Annotated in this window: 13 protein-coding genes; 7 read left to right on the top strand and 6 right to left on the bottom strand. The window is 70.0% G+C overall.

What is annotated here, in order from left to right; all coding sequences use genetic code 11:
* Positions 1–11: 11 nt before the first annotated feature.
* From radC to ABS772_RS22140, 4 genes are all read left to right on the top strand, one after another.
* A complete protein-coding gene (gene radC / locus ABS772_RS22155) occupies positions 12–752 on the top strand; it encodes a RadC family protein (RefSeq protein WP_350396902.1) in 741 nt (246 codons plus the stop codon).
* 246 nt (positions 753–998) lie between these two features.
* A complete protein-coding gene (locus ABS772_RS22150) occupies positions 999–2,438 on the top strand; it encodes a circularly permuted type 2 ATP-grasp protein (protein ID WP_238255404.1) in 1,440 nt (479 codons plus the stop codon).
* A 107-nt stretch (positions 2,439–2,545) separates the two neighbouring features.
* A complete protein-coding gene (locus ABS772_RS22145) occupies positions 2,546–3,490 on the top strand; it encodes an alpha-E domain-containing protein (RefSeq protein ID WP_238255405.1) in 945 nt (314 codons plus the stop codon).
* A gap of 918 nt (positions 3,491–4,408) precedes the next feature.
* Positions 4,409–5,842, top strand: a complete 1,434-nt coding sequence (locus ABS772_RS22140; RefSeq protein ID WP_350396901.1) for an MFS transporter — start codon at positions 4,409–4,411, stop codon at positions 5,840–5,842.
* A gap of 137 nt (positions 5,843–5,979) precedes the next feature.
* Here ABS772_RS22140 and ABS772_RS22135 read toward each other — a convergent pair whose 3' ends face one another.
* The 4 genes from ABS772_RS22135 to ABS772_RS22120 form a co-directional block, all read right to left on the bottom strand.
* Positions 5,980–6,231: a hypothetical protein gene (locus ABS772_RS22135; RefSeq protein WP_238258795.1), complete on the bottom strand. Its 252-nt coding sequence runs from the start codon at positions 6,229–6,231 to the stop codon at positions 5,980–5,982.
* Between the two features lie 52 nt (positions 6,232–6,283).
* On the bottom strand, positions 6,284–6,733 hold the full coding sequence (locus tag ABS772_RS22130) for a hypothetical protein (RefSeq protein ID WP_350396918.1): 450 nt from the start codon (positions 6,731–6,733) through the stop codon (positions 6,284–6,286).
* A gap of 19 nt (positions 6,734–6,752) precedes the next feature.
* The gene (locus ABS772_RS22125; protein ID WP_350396900.1) at positions 6,753–7,166 is read right to left on the bottom strand and encodes a glycosyl hydrolase; all 414 of its coding nucleotides are present in this window, start codon (positions 7,164–7,166) and stop codon (positions 6,753–6,755) included.
* Positions 7,167–7,241: 75 nt separating this feature from the next.
* Entirely contained in the window at positions 7,242–7,652 is a 411-nt protein-coding gene (locus ABS772_RS22120; RefSeq protein WP_350396899.1) for a hypothetical protein, read from the bottom strand.
* A gap of 542 nt (positions 7,653–8,194) precedes the next feature.
* On the opposite strand from ABS772_RS22120, the gene ABS772_RS22115 reads away from it, so the two are divergent.
* Positions 8,195–9,064, top strand: coding sequence for a transglutaminase family protein (locus ABS772_RS22115; RefSeq protein ID WP_238255230.1), 870 nt, complete (start codon positions 8,195–8,197; stop codon positions 9,062–9,064).
* Positions 9,065–9,189: 125 nt separating this feature from the next.
* On the top strand, positions 9,190–9,936 hold the full coding sequence (locus ABS772_RS22110) for a peptidase (RefSeq protein ID WP_238255229.1): 747 nt from the start codon (positions 9,190–9,192) through the stop codon (positions 9,934–9,936).
* Positions 9,937–9,943: 7 nt separating this feature from the next.
* On the opposite strand, the gene ABS772_RS22105 is transcribed toward ABS772_RS22110, so the two are convergent.
* The gene (locus tag ABS772_RS22105; RefSeq protein WP_350396898.1) at positions 9,944–10,657 is read right to left on the bottom strand and encodes an NAD-dependent deacylase; all 714 of its coding nucleotides are present in this window, start codon (positions 10,655–10,657) and stop codon (positions 9,944–9,946) included.
* A gap of 8 nt (positions 10,658–10,665) precedes the next feature.
* Positions 10,666–11,937 carry a hemolysin family protein gene (locus ABS772_RS22100; protein WP_238255233.1) on the bottom strand — a complete coding sequence of 424 codons (1,272 nt, stop codon included), beginning with the start codon at positions 11,935–11,937 and terminating at the stop codon, positions 10,666–10,668.
* A 337-nt stretch (positions 11,938–12,274) separates the two neighbouring features.
* Here ABS772_RS22100 and ABS772_RS22095 point away from each other — a divergent pair, with 337 nt between their 5' ends.
* Positions 12,275–15,307, top strand: a complete 3,033-nt coding sequence (locus ABS772_RS22095) for a glycosyltransferase (RefSeq protein WP_350396897.1) — start codon at positions 12,275–12,277, stop codon at positions 15,305–15,307.
* Positions 15,308–15,310: the final 3 nt, after the last annotated feature.

The following is a 15,310-nucleotide window of genomic DNA, read 5'->3' as shown; positions in this document are numbered from 1 at the left end:
GCCGCCGGGACATGGTCCGCCTGCCGGCCGAACCGCCCGCCCCGCCGGGGCTCGCCGAGGCTCCGACCTCCGCCGGGGAGACGCCGCACTATCACGGCCATCGCGAGCGCCTGCGCGCCCGCTTCGCGGAGGCCGGCGCCGAGGCGCTGGCCGACTACGAACTGCTCGAACTCGTCCTGTTCCGGGCGATCCCGCGGCGGGACGTGAAGCCGCTCGCCAAGGCGCTGATCCGCCGCTTCGGCTCGTTCGCCGAGGTCGTCAGCGCGGAGCCCGCCCGGCTCACCGAGGTGGAGGGCGTCAGCGCCGGCGTCGCCGCGGACCTCAAGCTGATCGCGGCCGCGGGCCGGCGGCTCGCCCGCGGCGCCATCGCCGGCCGGCCGCTGCTCTCGTCCTGGAGCGCGCTCCTCGAATACCTGCGCGCCACCATGGCCTTCTCGGGCCGCGAAGAGTTCCGGGTGCTGTTCCTCGACCGGCGCAACCACCTGATCGCCGACGAGGTCCAGGGCCGCGGCACCGTCGATCACACCCCGGTCTATCCCCGCGAGGTGGCGCGCCGGGCGCTCGAACTCTCGGCCACCGCGATCATCCTGGCGCACAACCACCCTTCCGGCGACCCGACCCCGTCGGGGGCCGACATCCGCATGACCCGAGAGATCGTCTCGGTGCTCGATCCCCTCGGGATCGTGGTGCACGACCACGTCATCCTCGGCCGCGACGGGCATGCGAGCCTGAAAGGGCTCCAGCTGATCTGATCCGGTTTCCGCTTGATCAGAGCGGGAACCGGATCAGCGGGGCCGGGAGGGATGGGCGAGCGCCGGCCGTCCGCTACATCGATGACAGGTTGTCCGGCAAACCGCCGCCGAACGGGGCGCGGGCGGCCACCGTCCGGGGCAGCCGCCACGGCAGGTCGGGGCGATGCGGGGACGGGACGCGCGGCATCGATCCGGGTGGCCTGCCTCTTGCTCCGGCCGGACGAGACATCAGGGGGAACCGCGCGGATGGCGCTCACGGCGTTCGATGAGATGAACGGGGGCGGATCGGAGCAGCCGGAACCGGCCGCCGTCCGCGAGGCCTACGACATCCTCAAGACCTGGCTCGACAACACGCCGCCGGAGCACTTCAACACCCGCCGCAGCCAGGCCGAGATGCTGTTCCGGCGCATCGGCATCACCTTCGCCGTCTACGGCGCCAACGAATCGACCGAGCGGCTGATCCCCTTCGACATCATCCCGCGGGTGCTGACGAAGCCCGAATGGGACTTTTTGGAGCGCGGCCTCAAGCAGCGGGTCACCGCGCTCAACGCCTTCATCAACGACATCTACGGCGCGGAGGAGTGCATCAAGGCCGGGATCATCCCGCCCGACCTCGTCTACCGCAACCCGCATTACCGCATGGAGATGCGCGCCTTCGACGTGCCGCACGACCTCTACGTCCACATCGCCGGCATCGACATCGTGCGCACCGGCGAGAACGACTTCTTCGTGCTGGAGGACAACGCCCGCACCCCGTCCGGCGTCTCCTACATGCTGGAGAACCGCGAGGTGATGATGCGGCTCTTCCCCGAGCTGTTCTCCCGCCACCGCGTCGCCCCGGTCGAGAACTATCCCGACGCCCTGCTCGCCACCCTGCGCAGCCTCGCCCCCGCCTCCGCGACGCGGGACCCGACCGTGGTGCTGCTGACGCCCGGCCGCTACAACTCGGCCTTCTACGAGCACTCGTTCCTGGCCGACAAGCTCGGCGTGGAGCTGGTGGAGGCCGGCGACCTCTTCACCAAGGACGAGGTCGTCTACATGCGCACCACCGAGGGGCCGCGCCGCGTCGACGTGATCTACCGCCGCCTCGACGACGACTTTCTGGATCCCCTCGTCTTCCGCCCGGACTCGGTTCTCGGCGTGCCGGGCCTGATGAACGCCTACGAACGGGGCAACGTCACGCTCTCGAACGCGGTCGGCACCGGCATCTCGGACGACAAGGCCGTCTACAGCTACATGCCGGAGATCGTGAAATTCTTCACCGGCGAGGAGCCGATCCTGCACAACGTGCCGACCTATCGCTGCCGCGAGCGGGAGGCCTTCTCCTACGTGATCGACAACCTGAAGGATCTCGTGGTGAAGGAGGTCAACGGCTCGGGCGGCTACGGCATGCTGGTCGGCCCGCACGCGACGCGCCGGGAGATCGACGAGTTCGCCAAGAAGCTGCGGCACGCGCCCGACAACTTCATCGCCCAGCCGACGCTCTCGCTCTCGACCTGCCCGACCTTCGTCGCCTCGGGCGTCGCCCCGCGCCACGTCGATCTGCGCCCCTTCGTTCTGGCGGGCGCCGACGAGATCCGCATCGTGCCGGGCGGCCTGACCCGCGTCGCGCTGAAGGAGGGCTCGCTCGTGGTCAATTCGAGCCAGGGCGGCGGCACTAAGGACACGTGGGTGCTCGATGCCTGAGCAGATCGCCCGTTCGTTTTGCATGTCTTCGGCGGGCCGGGCGGCGTCGGTGATGAAACACCGCGCATCTGCCGTCCCGGTCGCCACCGCGCCCGCGAGCTGACCCCATGCTGTCCCGGACTGCCGACAATCTCTACTGGCTCTCGCGCTACGCCGAGCGGGCGGATTTCCTGGCCCGCATCCTCGATGCGGCGCACCGGCTCGCGGCCCTGCCGTCGAGCTACGGCGGCCGCACCTCGAACGAATGGGCCTCGGCCCTGTCCTCGGCGGGCGACCCGGAGCTGTTCAAGACGCTCTACGACGCGGTCAACGAGCACACCGTCTGCAACTTCCTGGCCTTCTCGCCCCACAACCCGTCCTCGATCCGCTCCTGCATCGCCACGGCGCGGGAGAACGCCCGCTCGATCCGCACGGCGCTCACCACCGAGATGTGGGACACGATCAACGGCGCGTGGCTGGAGCTTCGCTCCTACGAGGGCCGCGACCTCTCGCGCGAGGAGTTCACGCAGTTCCTCGACTGGGTGAAGCGCGTCTCGCTCACCTTCGACGGCTCGGCCTACCGGACGATGCTGAGGAACGACGCCTACTGGTTCACCCGCGCCGGCACCGCCATCGAGCGGGCGGACAACACCGCGCGCATCCTCGACGTGAAGTACCAGATTCTGCTGCCGGCGACCGAGCGGGTCGGCGGCTCGCTCGACTACTTCCAGTGGACCACGATCCTGCGCGAGGTCTCGGCCTTCAACGCCTATCACTGGGTCTACCGCGAGAGCATCAAGCCGGTGCTGGTCGCCGACCTGCTCATCCTCAATCCCGAGATGCCGCGCTCGCTCGCGAGCTGCTACCGGATGCTGGTGGAGCATCTCGACCTCATCGCCGACGCCTACGGCCGCCGCGGCGAGAGCCAGCGTCTGGCGAGCAACCTGCGGGCGAAGCTGCGCAGTGCCGACATCGAGCGCATCTTCGCCTCGGGCCTGCACGAGTTCATCCAGGGCTTCATCGCCGAGAACAACGGGCTCGGGGCGGCGATCAGCGAGCAGTACCTAGTGTAAGACGGTTTTTGTCGATTCCCTCGGTGCCGTTTCCCGTCATGCCGGGGCGCCGGAGGCGAACCCGGACCCGAAGGGGCGCACCGGAGGGGTGCAACCCACGACTGGCCTCGACGCTCTGTTTTGGCTGCGCATCACGGGTAGATCCCGGGTTCCGCTGCGCGGCCCCGGGATGACGGCGGTGGGGGTGAACCGAACCGATCAACCGGAAACCGTCTCATCCATCATCCGGTCGATCGCTCCGGTCTCTCCAGCGTCATTGCGAGGCTCAGCGAAAGCAATCCAGGGCGCGACATCTCCGAAAAGGTCGCGCCCTGGATCGCTTCGGCTCCGCCTCGCGATGACGGGGGAGGCACCGAAGCGCTCGGTCGGGGCGCGGGTCCGGGCGTCTCTCCGCCCGGATACGCGGCGGCGACGCTGATTTCGGCCGCTCGCGGCCGAGGGTGCCGCTGCCTTGATCTCGGCCCGAATACTCGTCAAGACTGTCGATCCGTCAGTCTCGGCCGCTTTTCTCGAAACCGGTGGGACGTGTCGCGGCGGCTGAATGTGCTGAAGCGCGCGGAGCGGCGGCGGGGTGAATCGGACCGCCGCGCAACAAATCGCAAAAAAACGTCGTTCCGCGACAAGTCGCGGCGGATGACTCGATCAAAGTAGTCCCCGGTTGCAGCCTGTGCGGGCGCCGGCTGCGGCTCTCATGGATAAAAATATTCGGCATTGCCGTGCGGGAGGAAGACCAGCGCCGGTCTTCGACTGAAACGTATTCATGGTTGCCGTGTTGCGATGCATCGCGGCGATGAGCGCATGAGCGCATCCGCCATTTCAGGAATCGCTTTTTCTTCTCAGTGGCCCTGCGGAGAGAGACAAGCTATGCTGTCAATGCATGTTGAGGACGACAAGGATTGGAAGGCTTCGGACTGTACCGTGACCGAGCCGTCGACGATCCGGCGCGCCATCTCGGCGGCGTCGATCGGGAACGTGGCCGAGTGGTACGATTTCGGCGTCTACGCCTTCTTCGAGCCGACGATCCAGAAGGTGTTCTTCTCCAATCTCTCCCACACGATGGGTGAGATCGCGACGTTCGGGCTGTTCGCGGTCGCGTTCCTGATCCGGCCGCTCGGCGGCATGTTCTTCGGCCCCCTGGCCGACCGGATCGGCCGCAACAAGGTTCTCGCGGCGACGATGATCCTGATGGCCGTCGGCACCTTCGCGATCGGCTGCATTCCCAGCCAGGAGAGCATCGGCATCGCCGCGCCGCTCCTGCTTCTCTGCGCCCGGCTGGTCCAGGGCTTCTCCACCGGCGGCGAGTACGGCAGCGCCATGACCTTCATCGCCGAGTACGCCCCCGACCGGCGGCGCGGCTATCTCGGCAGCTGGCTGGAATTCGGCACCTTCACCGGATACCTGCTGGGCGCCATCGTGGTCACCGTGGCGGGCGTTGCCCTGACCGAGGAGCAACTGCTCGATTGGGGCTGGCGCCTGCCCTTCTTCCTGGCCCTGCCGCTCGGGCTTATCGGCGTCTACCTGCGCACGCAGCTCGCCGAGACGCCCGCCTTCGCGGCTCTGGAGCAGGAGACGGAAGATCGCGAGAAGCGCCTGCGCGCGGGGCAGACCGCGAAGGACATCCTCGCCCTCTGGCCCTACGTCCTCGTCTGCATGGGCTTGGCGCTCGCCTGGAACGTGCCGAACTACATGCTGACCTCGTACATGCCGACCTACGTCACCCAGACCCTGCCGATGATGCAGCGGACCGGCGGCATCTCGCCGACGGAGTCGCAGGTCCTGCAGATCGCGGTGATGGTGCTCGCGCTCCTGTCGATCCCCTTCATCGGCCGCCTGTCGGACCGCTTCGGGCGCAAGCCCTTCGCCCTGATCGGGGCGATCGGCCTCGTCGTCCTGGCCCTGCCGATGATCCTGCTGATCCGCAGCCAGAGCGAGACCGCGGTCTTCCTCGGCCTGCTGATCATGGGAATGCTGCTGATCTGCTTCAGCGCGACGATGCCCTCGACCCTGCCGGCCCTCTTCCCCACGAATGTCCGTGCGAGCGGCCTCTCGATCTCCTTCAACGTGTCGGTGTCGCTGTTCGCCGGGACGACCTCGGTGGTCGTCGGATCGCTCGTGGCCTATACGGGCGACCTCAACTGGCCCGCCTATTACCTGATGATCGCCGGCGTGATCGGCGCCGTATCGATCCTCGCCATCCGCGAGCCCAACGGGACGAGCATGTGGGGGTCGCCGCCGGCCGCCGCGAGCGAGCAGGAGGCGCATGACCTCGTCGGGAGCTACAACGCGACCTCGGCCGGCGGCGGACCGGCGCTGTCCGTGCCGGTGGGGGTTGCCCCGCGCCAGATCGTCTGAGCGCCGCAGCGGGTCCAAGCGCTTCGACGGTGGTCACCGAGAGCCGATCCCGCCCTGTCGGGATCGGCTCTCGTCTTCTGCCAGCTCGCCCGGGCGGATCGGCTGCCCCGCTTCCGACGCGCGCAGCCCCAGCCGGGTCAGTAGCGATATCCGCCGGAGCGCCGCCCCTCGTAGAACCGAGACCCGCGATACGACCGGCCGTCATGGCCGCCGTACTCGTGCTTGCGCCGCCATCCGTGGGCCGGCGCCCAGGGCGGCGGACCGCCGTGGTGGAAGCCGCGTCCGCCGCGCGCCCAGGGCGGGTCGGCCATGGCGGACGTGGTGGTTCCGACGATGCCGCCGGCGAAGGCCAGCACCGAGAGGAGGGTGAGGGTCGATCTACGGAGCATCGGGCCTCCTGACATCAGATCGGATGGGATCGGGGGCGGCGCCCGGCCGGCCTCACCGGCCGGTCGTCGAGCCGGTGGTGGTGGTCGATTTCACGGGCTTCGAGCCGGGCTCGTGCGCCATGGTCTTGGTGCGCGACTCGACGGCCTCGCCGTCGCGGACCTTGGTCTTGGTGTGCGACTTCGAGAAGGTGCCGCCGTCATGGGCCATGACCTTGGATTGGCCGTTGAGGCCGCCCTGGCCGGTCTCGTTCACGTGCGAGCGGTCCATGGTCTTGCCGCCGGCCGCCGCGCCGCCGGTCGCGAGCGAGGAGCCCGTGGAGCCGTTCGCCCCCGTCGAGGTGCCGCCCGTGCCGACGGTTGAGGCGGCGGTGCCGCCGGACGCCGCCGAGCCGGCGCTGCCCGCCGTCGCGCCGCCCTGCGCCTGCGCGAGGGCCGGAGCGAGGACGAGGCCGAGGGCGGCGAGCGCCGTCGTCGGCCTGAGGATCGTCTTGGTGATGCTCATGGTGATGCGCATGGAATCCTCATTTCTTGCGCGGCACGGTGACCACGCAGTCGCCGTCGCCGGTCGTCGTCATGGTGCTGCCGCCGCCGGAGCTCGAACTGCTGGCCGAGCTGCTGGTCGTGCCGTCGCCCGATCGCGTCGTCACCGACGGGCCTCCGGTGGTGGAACTCTTCACCCCGTCGGGACCGGCGGTGACCGAACTCGACAGCGTGCCGGAGTTTTTCGCCGGGTCCTTGGCCCCGTCCTTGGCATCGTCGGAGTGGACGACCCTGCACGGCTTGCCGTTGGGGCCGGTCGTGACGGTCGTGCTGCTCGAGACGCCGTCCGGGCCGGTCCGGACGGTGCTGGTCTGAGCGCTGGTCTGCGCCTGCATCGCGGCGATGCCGGCGAGAGCGAGTGCGCCGCCGAGAAGCGGCAGGATCACGCGTGCCATGATGCGTCCCTCCTCAGGAGCCGAGACGGGCGCGGCTCGTCCGAACCGCGCCCGCGCCTTCACGCCCGCCGCGGCTCAGCGCTTGTTGTGGCCCGGCGCGTTCTCGGAGTTTCCGGGGCCGCTCTTGTCGTGCCCCGGGGCGCTGCCGGACTTGCCCGCGCCGTCGGACATGCCGGACGAGGAACCGCCCGAGCCCATGGACGAGCCGCTGCCGCTCTTGCCCGCCGAGGAGCCGCCGGTCCCGACCGTCGAGGAGCTGGTGCCGCCGCCCGCCGACGAGCCGCCGGTGCCGGTCGTCGAGGAGGAACCCGAGCCGCCGCCCGAGCCGGCCGAGGAGCCGCCGGTCCCCACCGTCGAGGAACTGGTGCCGCCGCCCGCCGAGGAACCACCGGTGCCGGTCGTCGAGGACGACTGAGCGAGGGCGAGCGCCGCGCCGCCGACGATGAAAGTGCCGGCGAGAGCGGCGACGCGAATGTGCTTGAGCATGATTTCCTCCGAGTGTTTCGGTCGTTGCGGGACCAGAAACGGAGAGGTTGGAAAGACCGTTCCAAGAAATTTGCGCCGACACCGAACAAATTGCTGCAATGAACGGCAGATTAACGTGGACGTATCAACCGTATAGGCAAAGTCTTTTCTTCATGCCGCAGTTCTGCGGCAAGAGGAGGCGCGATACTCTGGCTTCGCGATCGGGGCTTCGGTCGGATCGTCCCGACGGAACGCTGTACGCTCGGGGCCCGGAAACAACGGTCCCTGCAAGATCGTTCCGGTGCCTCTTCGGAGCGACCAAGGCTGGAGTTTGAGCGCGGGCCGGTCGGGCGGCGCCGACTTCGCCCGAGCATCTGCACCGCCATCCTCGGGTTCGCCGGAGGGATCGTCGGGCCGTGGGGTCACTGCACGGCGGCGCAGTGCGCGCAAGACAGCGGAGGATCGAGAACGCCCGTCCTGCCAACGCTTTGGGCAGGCGGCCCGATTTCCAAATCGTCTCCCGTGCCCTAGCGTGCCGCGACTCGCCCCGGCAGGATCAAGGCATGCGCATCCGGATCGTCCACGATACGGTCTACACCTACGAGCAGCCGGCCCGCGGCCTGATCCAGATCCTGAGGCTGACACCGCGCGACCATGACGGGCAGCACGTGCGCGAGTGGCGGATCGAGCCCTCCGTCAACGGGCGGCTTACCGCCCGCGAGGACGGGTTCGGCAACCTCGTCCACTGGTTCACCGCCGACGATCCCACCGACGCGCTCACCGTGCGGGTGACCGGCGAGATCGAGACCTTCGAGACGAGCGGCATCGTGCGCGGCGCGGTCGAGCGCCTGCCCGACCTGTTCTACCTGCGCGACACGCCGCTCACCGAGGCGAGCCCGGACCTCAAGACCTTCGCGGAGAGGGTCGCGGGGGCGGCGGGGGAGCGCGATCCGCTCTCGACCCTGCACCGCCTGCTCGCCGCCGTGCACGACGCCGTGGTCTTCGAGCCGGGCCCGTCCAGCGCCGCCACCAGTGCCGCCCAGTCCTTCGAGGCGGGGAAAGGCGTGTGCCAGGATCTGACCCATATCTTCCTCGCCGCCGCCCGGCACCTGGCAATCCCGTCCCGCTACGTCTCGGGCTACTTCCGCCGCGACGACGGCGGCGACGACCAGAAGGCGGCCCATGCCTGGGCGGAGTCGCTCGTGCCGGAACTCGGCTGGGTCGGCTTCGACCCCGCCAACGGCCTCTCGGCGACCGAGGCGCATGTGCGCGTCGCCGTCGGCCTCGACTATCTCGGCGCCGCGCCGATCCGCGGCAGCCGCATGGGCGGGGGCACCGAAACCCTCGACGTGGCCCTGCGGGTCGAGCAGGTGCAGGCGCAATCGCAGCATCAGGCGCGAGGCCAGCAGACGCAGAGCCAATCGCAGGGCTGAGGCACGCTCCGAGCGGAGGCCCGGCCTCGAACAAGGTCTCTTGCGGCCCGCGCGCGGCGCGTGCGAAGCGGGCCGCCACGATCCGCCCGGTTCACCGGGCCCTTTTGCCTGAGGCGGGTGCCGCCATGACCTACTGCGTCGGAGTGCTCGTCGAGGACGGGCTGGTGATGATCGCCGACACCCGCACCAATGCGGGGCTCGACAACATCTCGACCTATCGCAAGCTGCACATGTTCAACGTGCCGGGCGAGCGCGTGATGATGCTGGCCTCGGCCGGCAACCTCTCGATGACGCAATCGGTGCTGAGCATGCTCCGCGAGGGCGTGGACGACATCGAGGGCGAGACGCCGCCGAAGCTCGCGGACGCGGCCACGATGTTCAAGGCGGCCCAGCTCGTCGGCCGGGCGATCCGCCGGGTGCGCGAGATCGAGCAGGCCGGGTTCGAGGCCGCCAACCTGCGCATGGAGGTGTCATTCCTGTTCGGCGGGCAGATCGGCGACGAGCCGATGCGGCTGTTCATGATCTACTCCGCCGGCAACTTCATCGAGTGCAGCCGCGAGGCGCCCTTCCTCCAGATCGGCGAGCACAAATACGGCAAGCCGATCCTTGACCGGGCGGTGACGTTCGAGACCGATCTCTACGACGCCCTGAAGGTCGGCCTCGTCTCGATGGATTCGACCATGCGCTCGAATCTCGGCGTCGGCCTGCCGATCGACATCGCCGTGCAGCGCCGCGGCGCCCGCGACCTCGAAGTGAACCATCGCATCGAGGCCGGCGAGAGCTATTTCCACGATCTGCGCGAGCGCTGGTCGGCGGCGCTCAGGGCCGCCCACCGCGCGATCCCGCGGCCGCCCTACGGGCCGCAGCGGTAGGCGCGGATCACACTTTTGCGCTCAACACCTCGTCGACGAAGGCCGGCACGGTCTCGCTCGCGCGGCCGAGCCGGGTCGCCTCGAACAGGCCGGCATTGTCGGCGGCCTCCAGGGTGAGGGCGAGGGTCGGGATTCCGAAGGCGCGGGCCTGCGCCACGTTGCCCGCCGCCGGGTAGACCGCGCCGGAGGTGCCGACCGCCACGAACAGGTCGGCCTCGGCGAGCGCCTCGTCGATGACGTCGAGCTGTTTGGGCATCTCGCCGAACCACACCACGTCGGGCCGCATCGTCTCGCGGCGGCCGCAATGCGGGCACGGCGTCTCGACGCCGAGATCCTCGTGCCAGACGGTTTCCGTGCCGCAGGCGGTGCAGCGCGCGCGCAACACTTCGCCGTGCATGTGCACGACGTGGCGCGAGCCCGCCCGCTCGTGCAGGTCGTCGATGTTCTGCGTGCACAGGAACAGCCGGCCGCCGCGCGCCGCCAGCCCCGCCTCCAGCCGGGCGAGCGCCGCGTGCGCCGGGTTCGGGGCGGCGGCGCGCGCGTCGCGGCGGCGATGGTTGTAGAATTCGTGGACGAGCACCGGATCGGCGGCGAAGCCCTCGGGGGTCGCGAGCCGCATGGGATCGAACCGCGCCCAGACGCCGTCCCTGTCGCGGAAGGTGCCGAGCCCGCTCTCGGCGGAGATCCCGGCGCCGGTGAGGACGAAGACGGTGCGGGTCATCGCACCGCTCAGGCGTCGGGCAGGCGCGCGGCGAGCACCTTGTCGATGCGCCGCCCGTCCATGTCGACGACCTCGATCCGCCACCCTTGCGTCTCGATCTTGTCGCCCTCCGTCGGGATGCGTCCGAGCTGGACGATGAAGAAGCCGGCGAGCGTGGAGAAGTCGTCCGAGCGCGGACGCTCCGGGAAGCCGAGGCGATCGAAGGCGTCGGTCGCCGACATCATGCCGTCGATGAGCAGCGAGCCGTCCTCGCGCTCGACCACCATCCGCTCCTCGCCCGGCTCGGGGATCTCGCCGGCCATCGCCTCCAGCAGGTCGGTCTGGGTGACGATGCCCTCCAGGCTCCCGTACTCGTCCACGACGATCGCCATGCGCACCGGCTTGGTCTGGAACATCTCCAGCACCTTCAGGATCGCCAGCCCCTCGTGGACGACGATGGGCTCGCGGGTCGCCGCCTTCACGTCGAGGGGCTTGTTGTCGAGGAACTGGTCGAGGAGGTCCTGCTTGCGCAGCACGCCGACCACGTCGTCGATCTGCCCGCGGCTGACGACGAGCTGCTCGTGGCGGCAGGCGCGCACGGCCTCGATGATCTCCTCCTGGCTGTCGTCGAGATCGACCCAGTCCACCTCGTTGCGCGGCGTCATGATCTCGCGGATGCGCCGTTCGCCGATGGCGAGGATGCGCGCCACCGCGTCCTCCTGCGCCTCGTGCAGCAGGCCCGCCTCGTGGCTCGCGGTGACGAGCAGGCTGAGTTCCTTCGGGGAGGGGAGGTGTCCCTCGCCCTCGCCGGGCCGCAGGCCGAGCATCCGCAGCACGCCGTTGCCCAGCCCGTTGAGGAGGTGGATCGCCGGGCCGAAGATGAACAGGAACAGGGTCAGCGGCCGCACGATCACGAGCGCCGTGCGCTCGCTGCGCTGGAGCGCGAGGCTCTTCGGCGCCAGTTCGCCCAGCACGATGTGCAGCGTGGTGATGACGGCGAAGGCCAGAGCCACGGCCAGCGTGTGCGCGGTGATGCCGGCGGCGGTTTCCGGCAGCCAGTGGAACAGCGGCTCGATCAGGTGGGCCAGCGCCGGCTCGCCGACCCAGCCCAGCGCCAGCGAGGAGAGGGTGATGCCGAGCTGCGTCGCGGCGAGGTGCGCGTCGAGCCGGTCGGTGGCGCGCTGAAGTGCCCGGGCGTTGGCCCGCCCCTCGTTGACCAGCTCGGCAACCCGGCTGCGCCGCACCGCGACGAGGGAGAATTCCGCCGCGACGAAGAAGCCGTTGGCGAAGACGAGCGCGATGACCGCAAGGAGGCCGAGCGCCGATGACCAGAGACCGTCCGAAATCGTGCCCTCCCGGGCAATGCCGCACTGCTGACCGCATCTGAGGCGGCACCGATGCTTAGAGCCGAACCCCGTCACGGGGGAAGGGGTTCGGGCGGATTCTCACGTGGGCCGCCCCGTCCGCGTCATTGGACCGGCGGACGCATCCTCGTTTCACGAAAGCCGGCAGCCATCGTCCGGCACAATACTGTATGGAGGCAGCGTTGCCCCGGCCACGCCACACTTCGTTCCCATGTCTTCGCAGGGCCGGAACCCCGCGGCGGGGCCAGTGACTGCGTTTTCGAGGGATGTGGCCGTGATCAAGCTGCCGAGGCTGTTTCGGCCCAAGCGCCGCGATGCCGCGACCGCCGCGCCCTTCTTCGATCCCGCCTTCTACGCCGCCGCCTATCCCGACGTGGCCGCGGGCGGGGGCGACCCGCTTCGGCACTACCTCGACCACGGCTGGCTCGAGGGCCGCGACCCCTCCGCGGTGTTCGCGACGCTGTACTACATCGACCGCCACCTCGCCGACCGGCCACCGGTCAACCCGCTTCTCCACTATGCGGGCCTCTCCGCCGCCGAGCGGCTGCGGGTCCCGACGCAGCCCGGTCCGGATTTTCTGGCGCTCCAGGCCGCTGTCGTCGAACCTTATTTCGACGCGCCGTACTACGCCCGCCTCGCGGGGCTGGAGGGTGGCGAGGATCCGCTCGCCCACTACCTGACCAAGGGTTGGCGGAGGGGGCTCGATCCGAGCGAGGCGTTCTCGGGCGACGCCTACCTGCAGCGCCACGCCCATATGCGGCGCCTCGGCGTCAGCCCGCTCTACCATTTCGCCGCGACGCGGCGGCTCCAGGCCTCGGAGGCCGCCGCCCCGCCCGTGCGGCGTGCCAAGCCGCAGGCGGCATCGCTGCCCGCCGACCCGGCCGAGGCCTCCGACGCGCAGATCTACGAGACGGTCGCGGCCGCCTTCGACCGGGAGCACTATCTCGACACCAACGCCGATATCCGCCGCTCCGGCGTCGATCCGGTCCGCCACTTCCTCGATTTCGGCGCCCGCGAGGACCGCGATCCGAGCCCCGACTTCTCGGTGCGCTTCTACCGCAGTCATTACCGGCGGGAGATCGGCGCCGGGCTCAACCCGTTCTTCCACTATCTCGCGGTGGGCAAGGCCCGCGGCTTCCGGCCGACGCCGTTCGGTCTCGGGAACTGGCCGGCGCAGGTCGCGCCGAGCCCGGCCGAGTGGGCGCAGGCGCAGGGGGCCGCCGACATCGCCGCGGCGCGGGCCGTGCTGATCATGCCGGTCTACAAGGGCTACGACGACACGCTGCGGGCGATCCACTCGGTCCTGAGCGCGCCGCAGGCCACGCCCTTCGCCCTCCTTGTCATCGACGATTGCAGCCCCGATCCGCGCCTGAGCGCGGCGCTCGCCGACCTCGCCGGACGGGGCCTGTTCGCCCACCTCGTCAACGACGCCAATCTGGGCTTCGTGCGGACCTGCAACCGCGGCCTCGAGCGGGCCGCGGGCAAGGACGTCGTGCTCCTGAACGCCGACATCGTGGTCTACGGCGACTGGCTCGACCGGATGCTCTGGCACCTCGACGCCGACCCCCGCGTCGCCACGGTGACGCCGTTCACCAACAACGCCACGATCTGCAGCTATCCGCGGCCGAACGTCGACAACCAGGCCCGGCTCGAGATCACGCCCGCCGAGATCGACGCCTTCACCCGCGCCTGCAACGCCCGCACGAGTTCGCCGGTGCCGACGGGGGTCGGCTTCTGCATGGCGATGCGCCGGGAGGCGATCGCGGCGGTGGGTCTCCTCGACGCCGAGACCTTCGGGCGCGGCTACGGCGAGGAGAACGATTTCTGCATGCGCGCCCTCAAGGCGGGCTTCACCAACCTCCTGGCCCACGACGTCTTCGTGTTCCATTCCGGCAGCGTGTCCTTCGGCGCGCTGCTCGCGACCAAGGGTGCGGACATCTTCCGCACGATCCTGACCAAGCACCCCGATTACCAGCGCCGGGTCCACAACCACATCGAAGTCGATCCCGCCCGCTTCGCCCGGCGCCGGCTCGACCTCTACCGCTTCGCCAAGCGCGCGAGGGCCAGCGCCGAACGCGGCCTTGCCGTGATCGTCACCCACGATTTCGGCGGCGGCGTCGAGACCCATATCGAGTCGCTGAGCCTGCGCCTCGCCGAGGCCGGGCTCGGTGTCGTCTACCTGCGCACCGACGAGCCCGGCGGGTTCAAGCTCGGCTTGCCCGGATCGGGCGGGATCGATTTCCCCGTCTCCATCCTCGACCCGCTCTCCCTCGACCGGGACGCGGATCTCCTCGCCGAGCTGATCGGCTGGCTCGGGCCGGCGATGGTGCATGTCCACTCGCTGGCGGGGCTCGACGCGCCCGCGACCCGCGCGGCGATGCGGCTGATCGAGGAGGCGGGCACCGGCTACGACGTGACGCTGCACGACTACGCCGCGGTCTGCCACCGCAACAACCTCGTGCGGCCCGACAACGTCTATTGCGGCCTGGCGGAGCCCGCCGCCTGCCGCGACTGCATCCGCCTCGACCGCGACGCCGACGGGATCCTCCTGCCCGATCCCGCCGAGCGGCGGCGGCTCTGGGCCGGCTTCCTCGACCGCGCGCGCACGGTGTTCGCCCCCTCCGCCGATCTCGCCGCCCGCATCGGTCCGGCGCTGCACCTCGACCGCATCGTGCTGCGCCCGCACGAGGAGACGCCGGCCGGCATCGCGCTCAAGGCCCGCCAGCGCCGGGAGGGGCCGCTGCGGGTCGCGGTGATCGGATCGATCGGCGCGCACAAGGGGTACGACGTCGTCCACAACCTCGCCCTCGATGCCCGGCTGCGGCAATTGCCGATCGTGTTCACGATCGTCGGCCATTCCGCCGAGCCGCGCGCCATGGAGGCCGCGGGCGTGCGCGAGACCGGCCTCTACGGCAACGACGCGACGGCGCTGGCCGAGATCGCCCGGCTCGATCCCGATCTCGCCCTGCTCCCATCGATCTGGCCGGAGACCTACTGCTACACGCTCTCCCTCGCGCTGGCCGCGGGCGTGCCGCCGGTGGTGTTCGATCTCGGCGCCCAGGCCGAGCGGCTGCGCGAGAGCGGCGAGGGCCACCGCCTCGATCCGGCGCTCGCCGACGATCCGCAGCGGCTGAACGCGGCCCTGCTCGCGCTCCCCATCGACGCGCTCTGGGCCGCCCGCAGGCCGTTCCGGCCGGCCGCCTATCCGCGGATCCTGGAAGACTATTACGGATTATCCGAACCCGTCCCTTCGGCCCGTTCGAGCACGCCGTCCACGCTGCGGATGGCGGGGACGGTGCCGGGATGAGCG

The sequence above is a fragment of the Methylorubrum podarium genome, from assembly GCF_040270385.1.
GTDB lineage: Bacteria > Pseudomonadota > Alphaproteobacteria > Rhizobiales > Beijerinckiaceae > Methylobacterium > Methylobacterium podarium.
The sequence above is the reverse complement of the archived record's forward strand: the minus strand, read 5'-3'. Positions and strand labels throughout refer to the sequence as shown.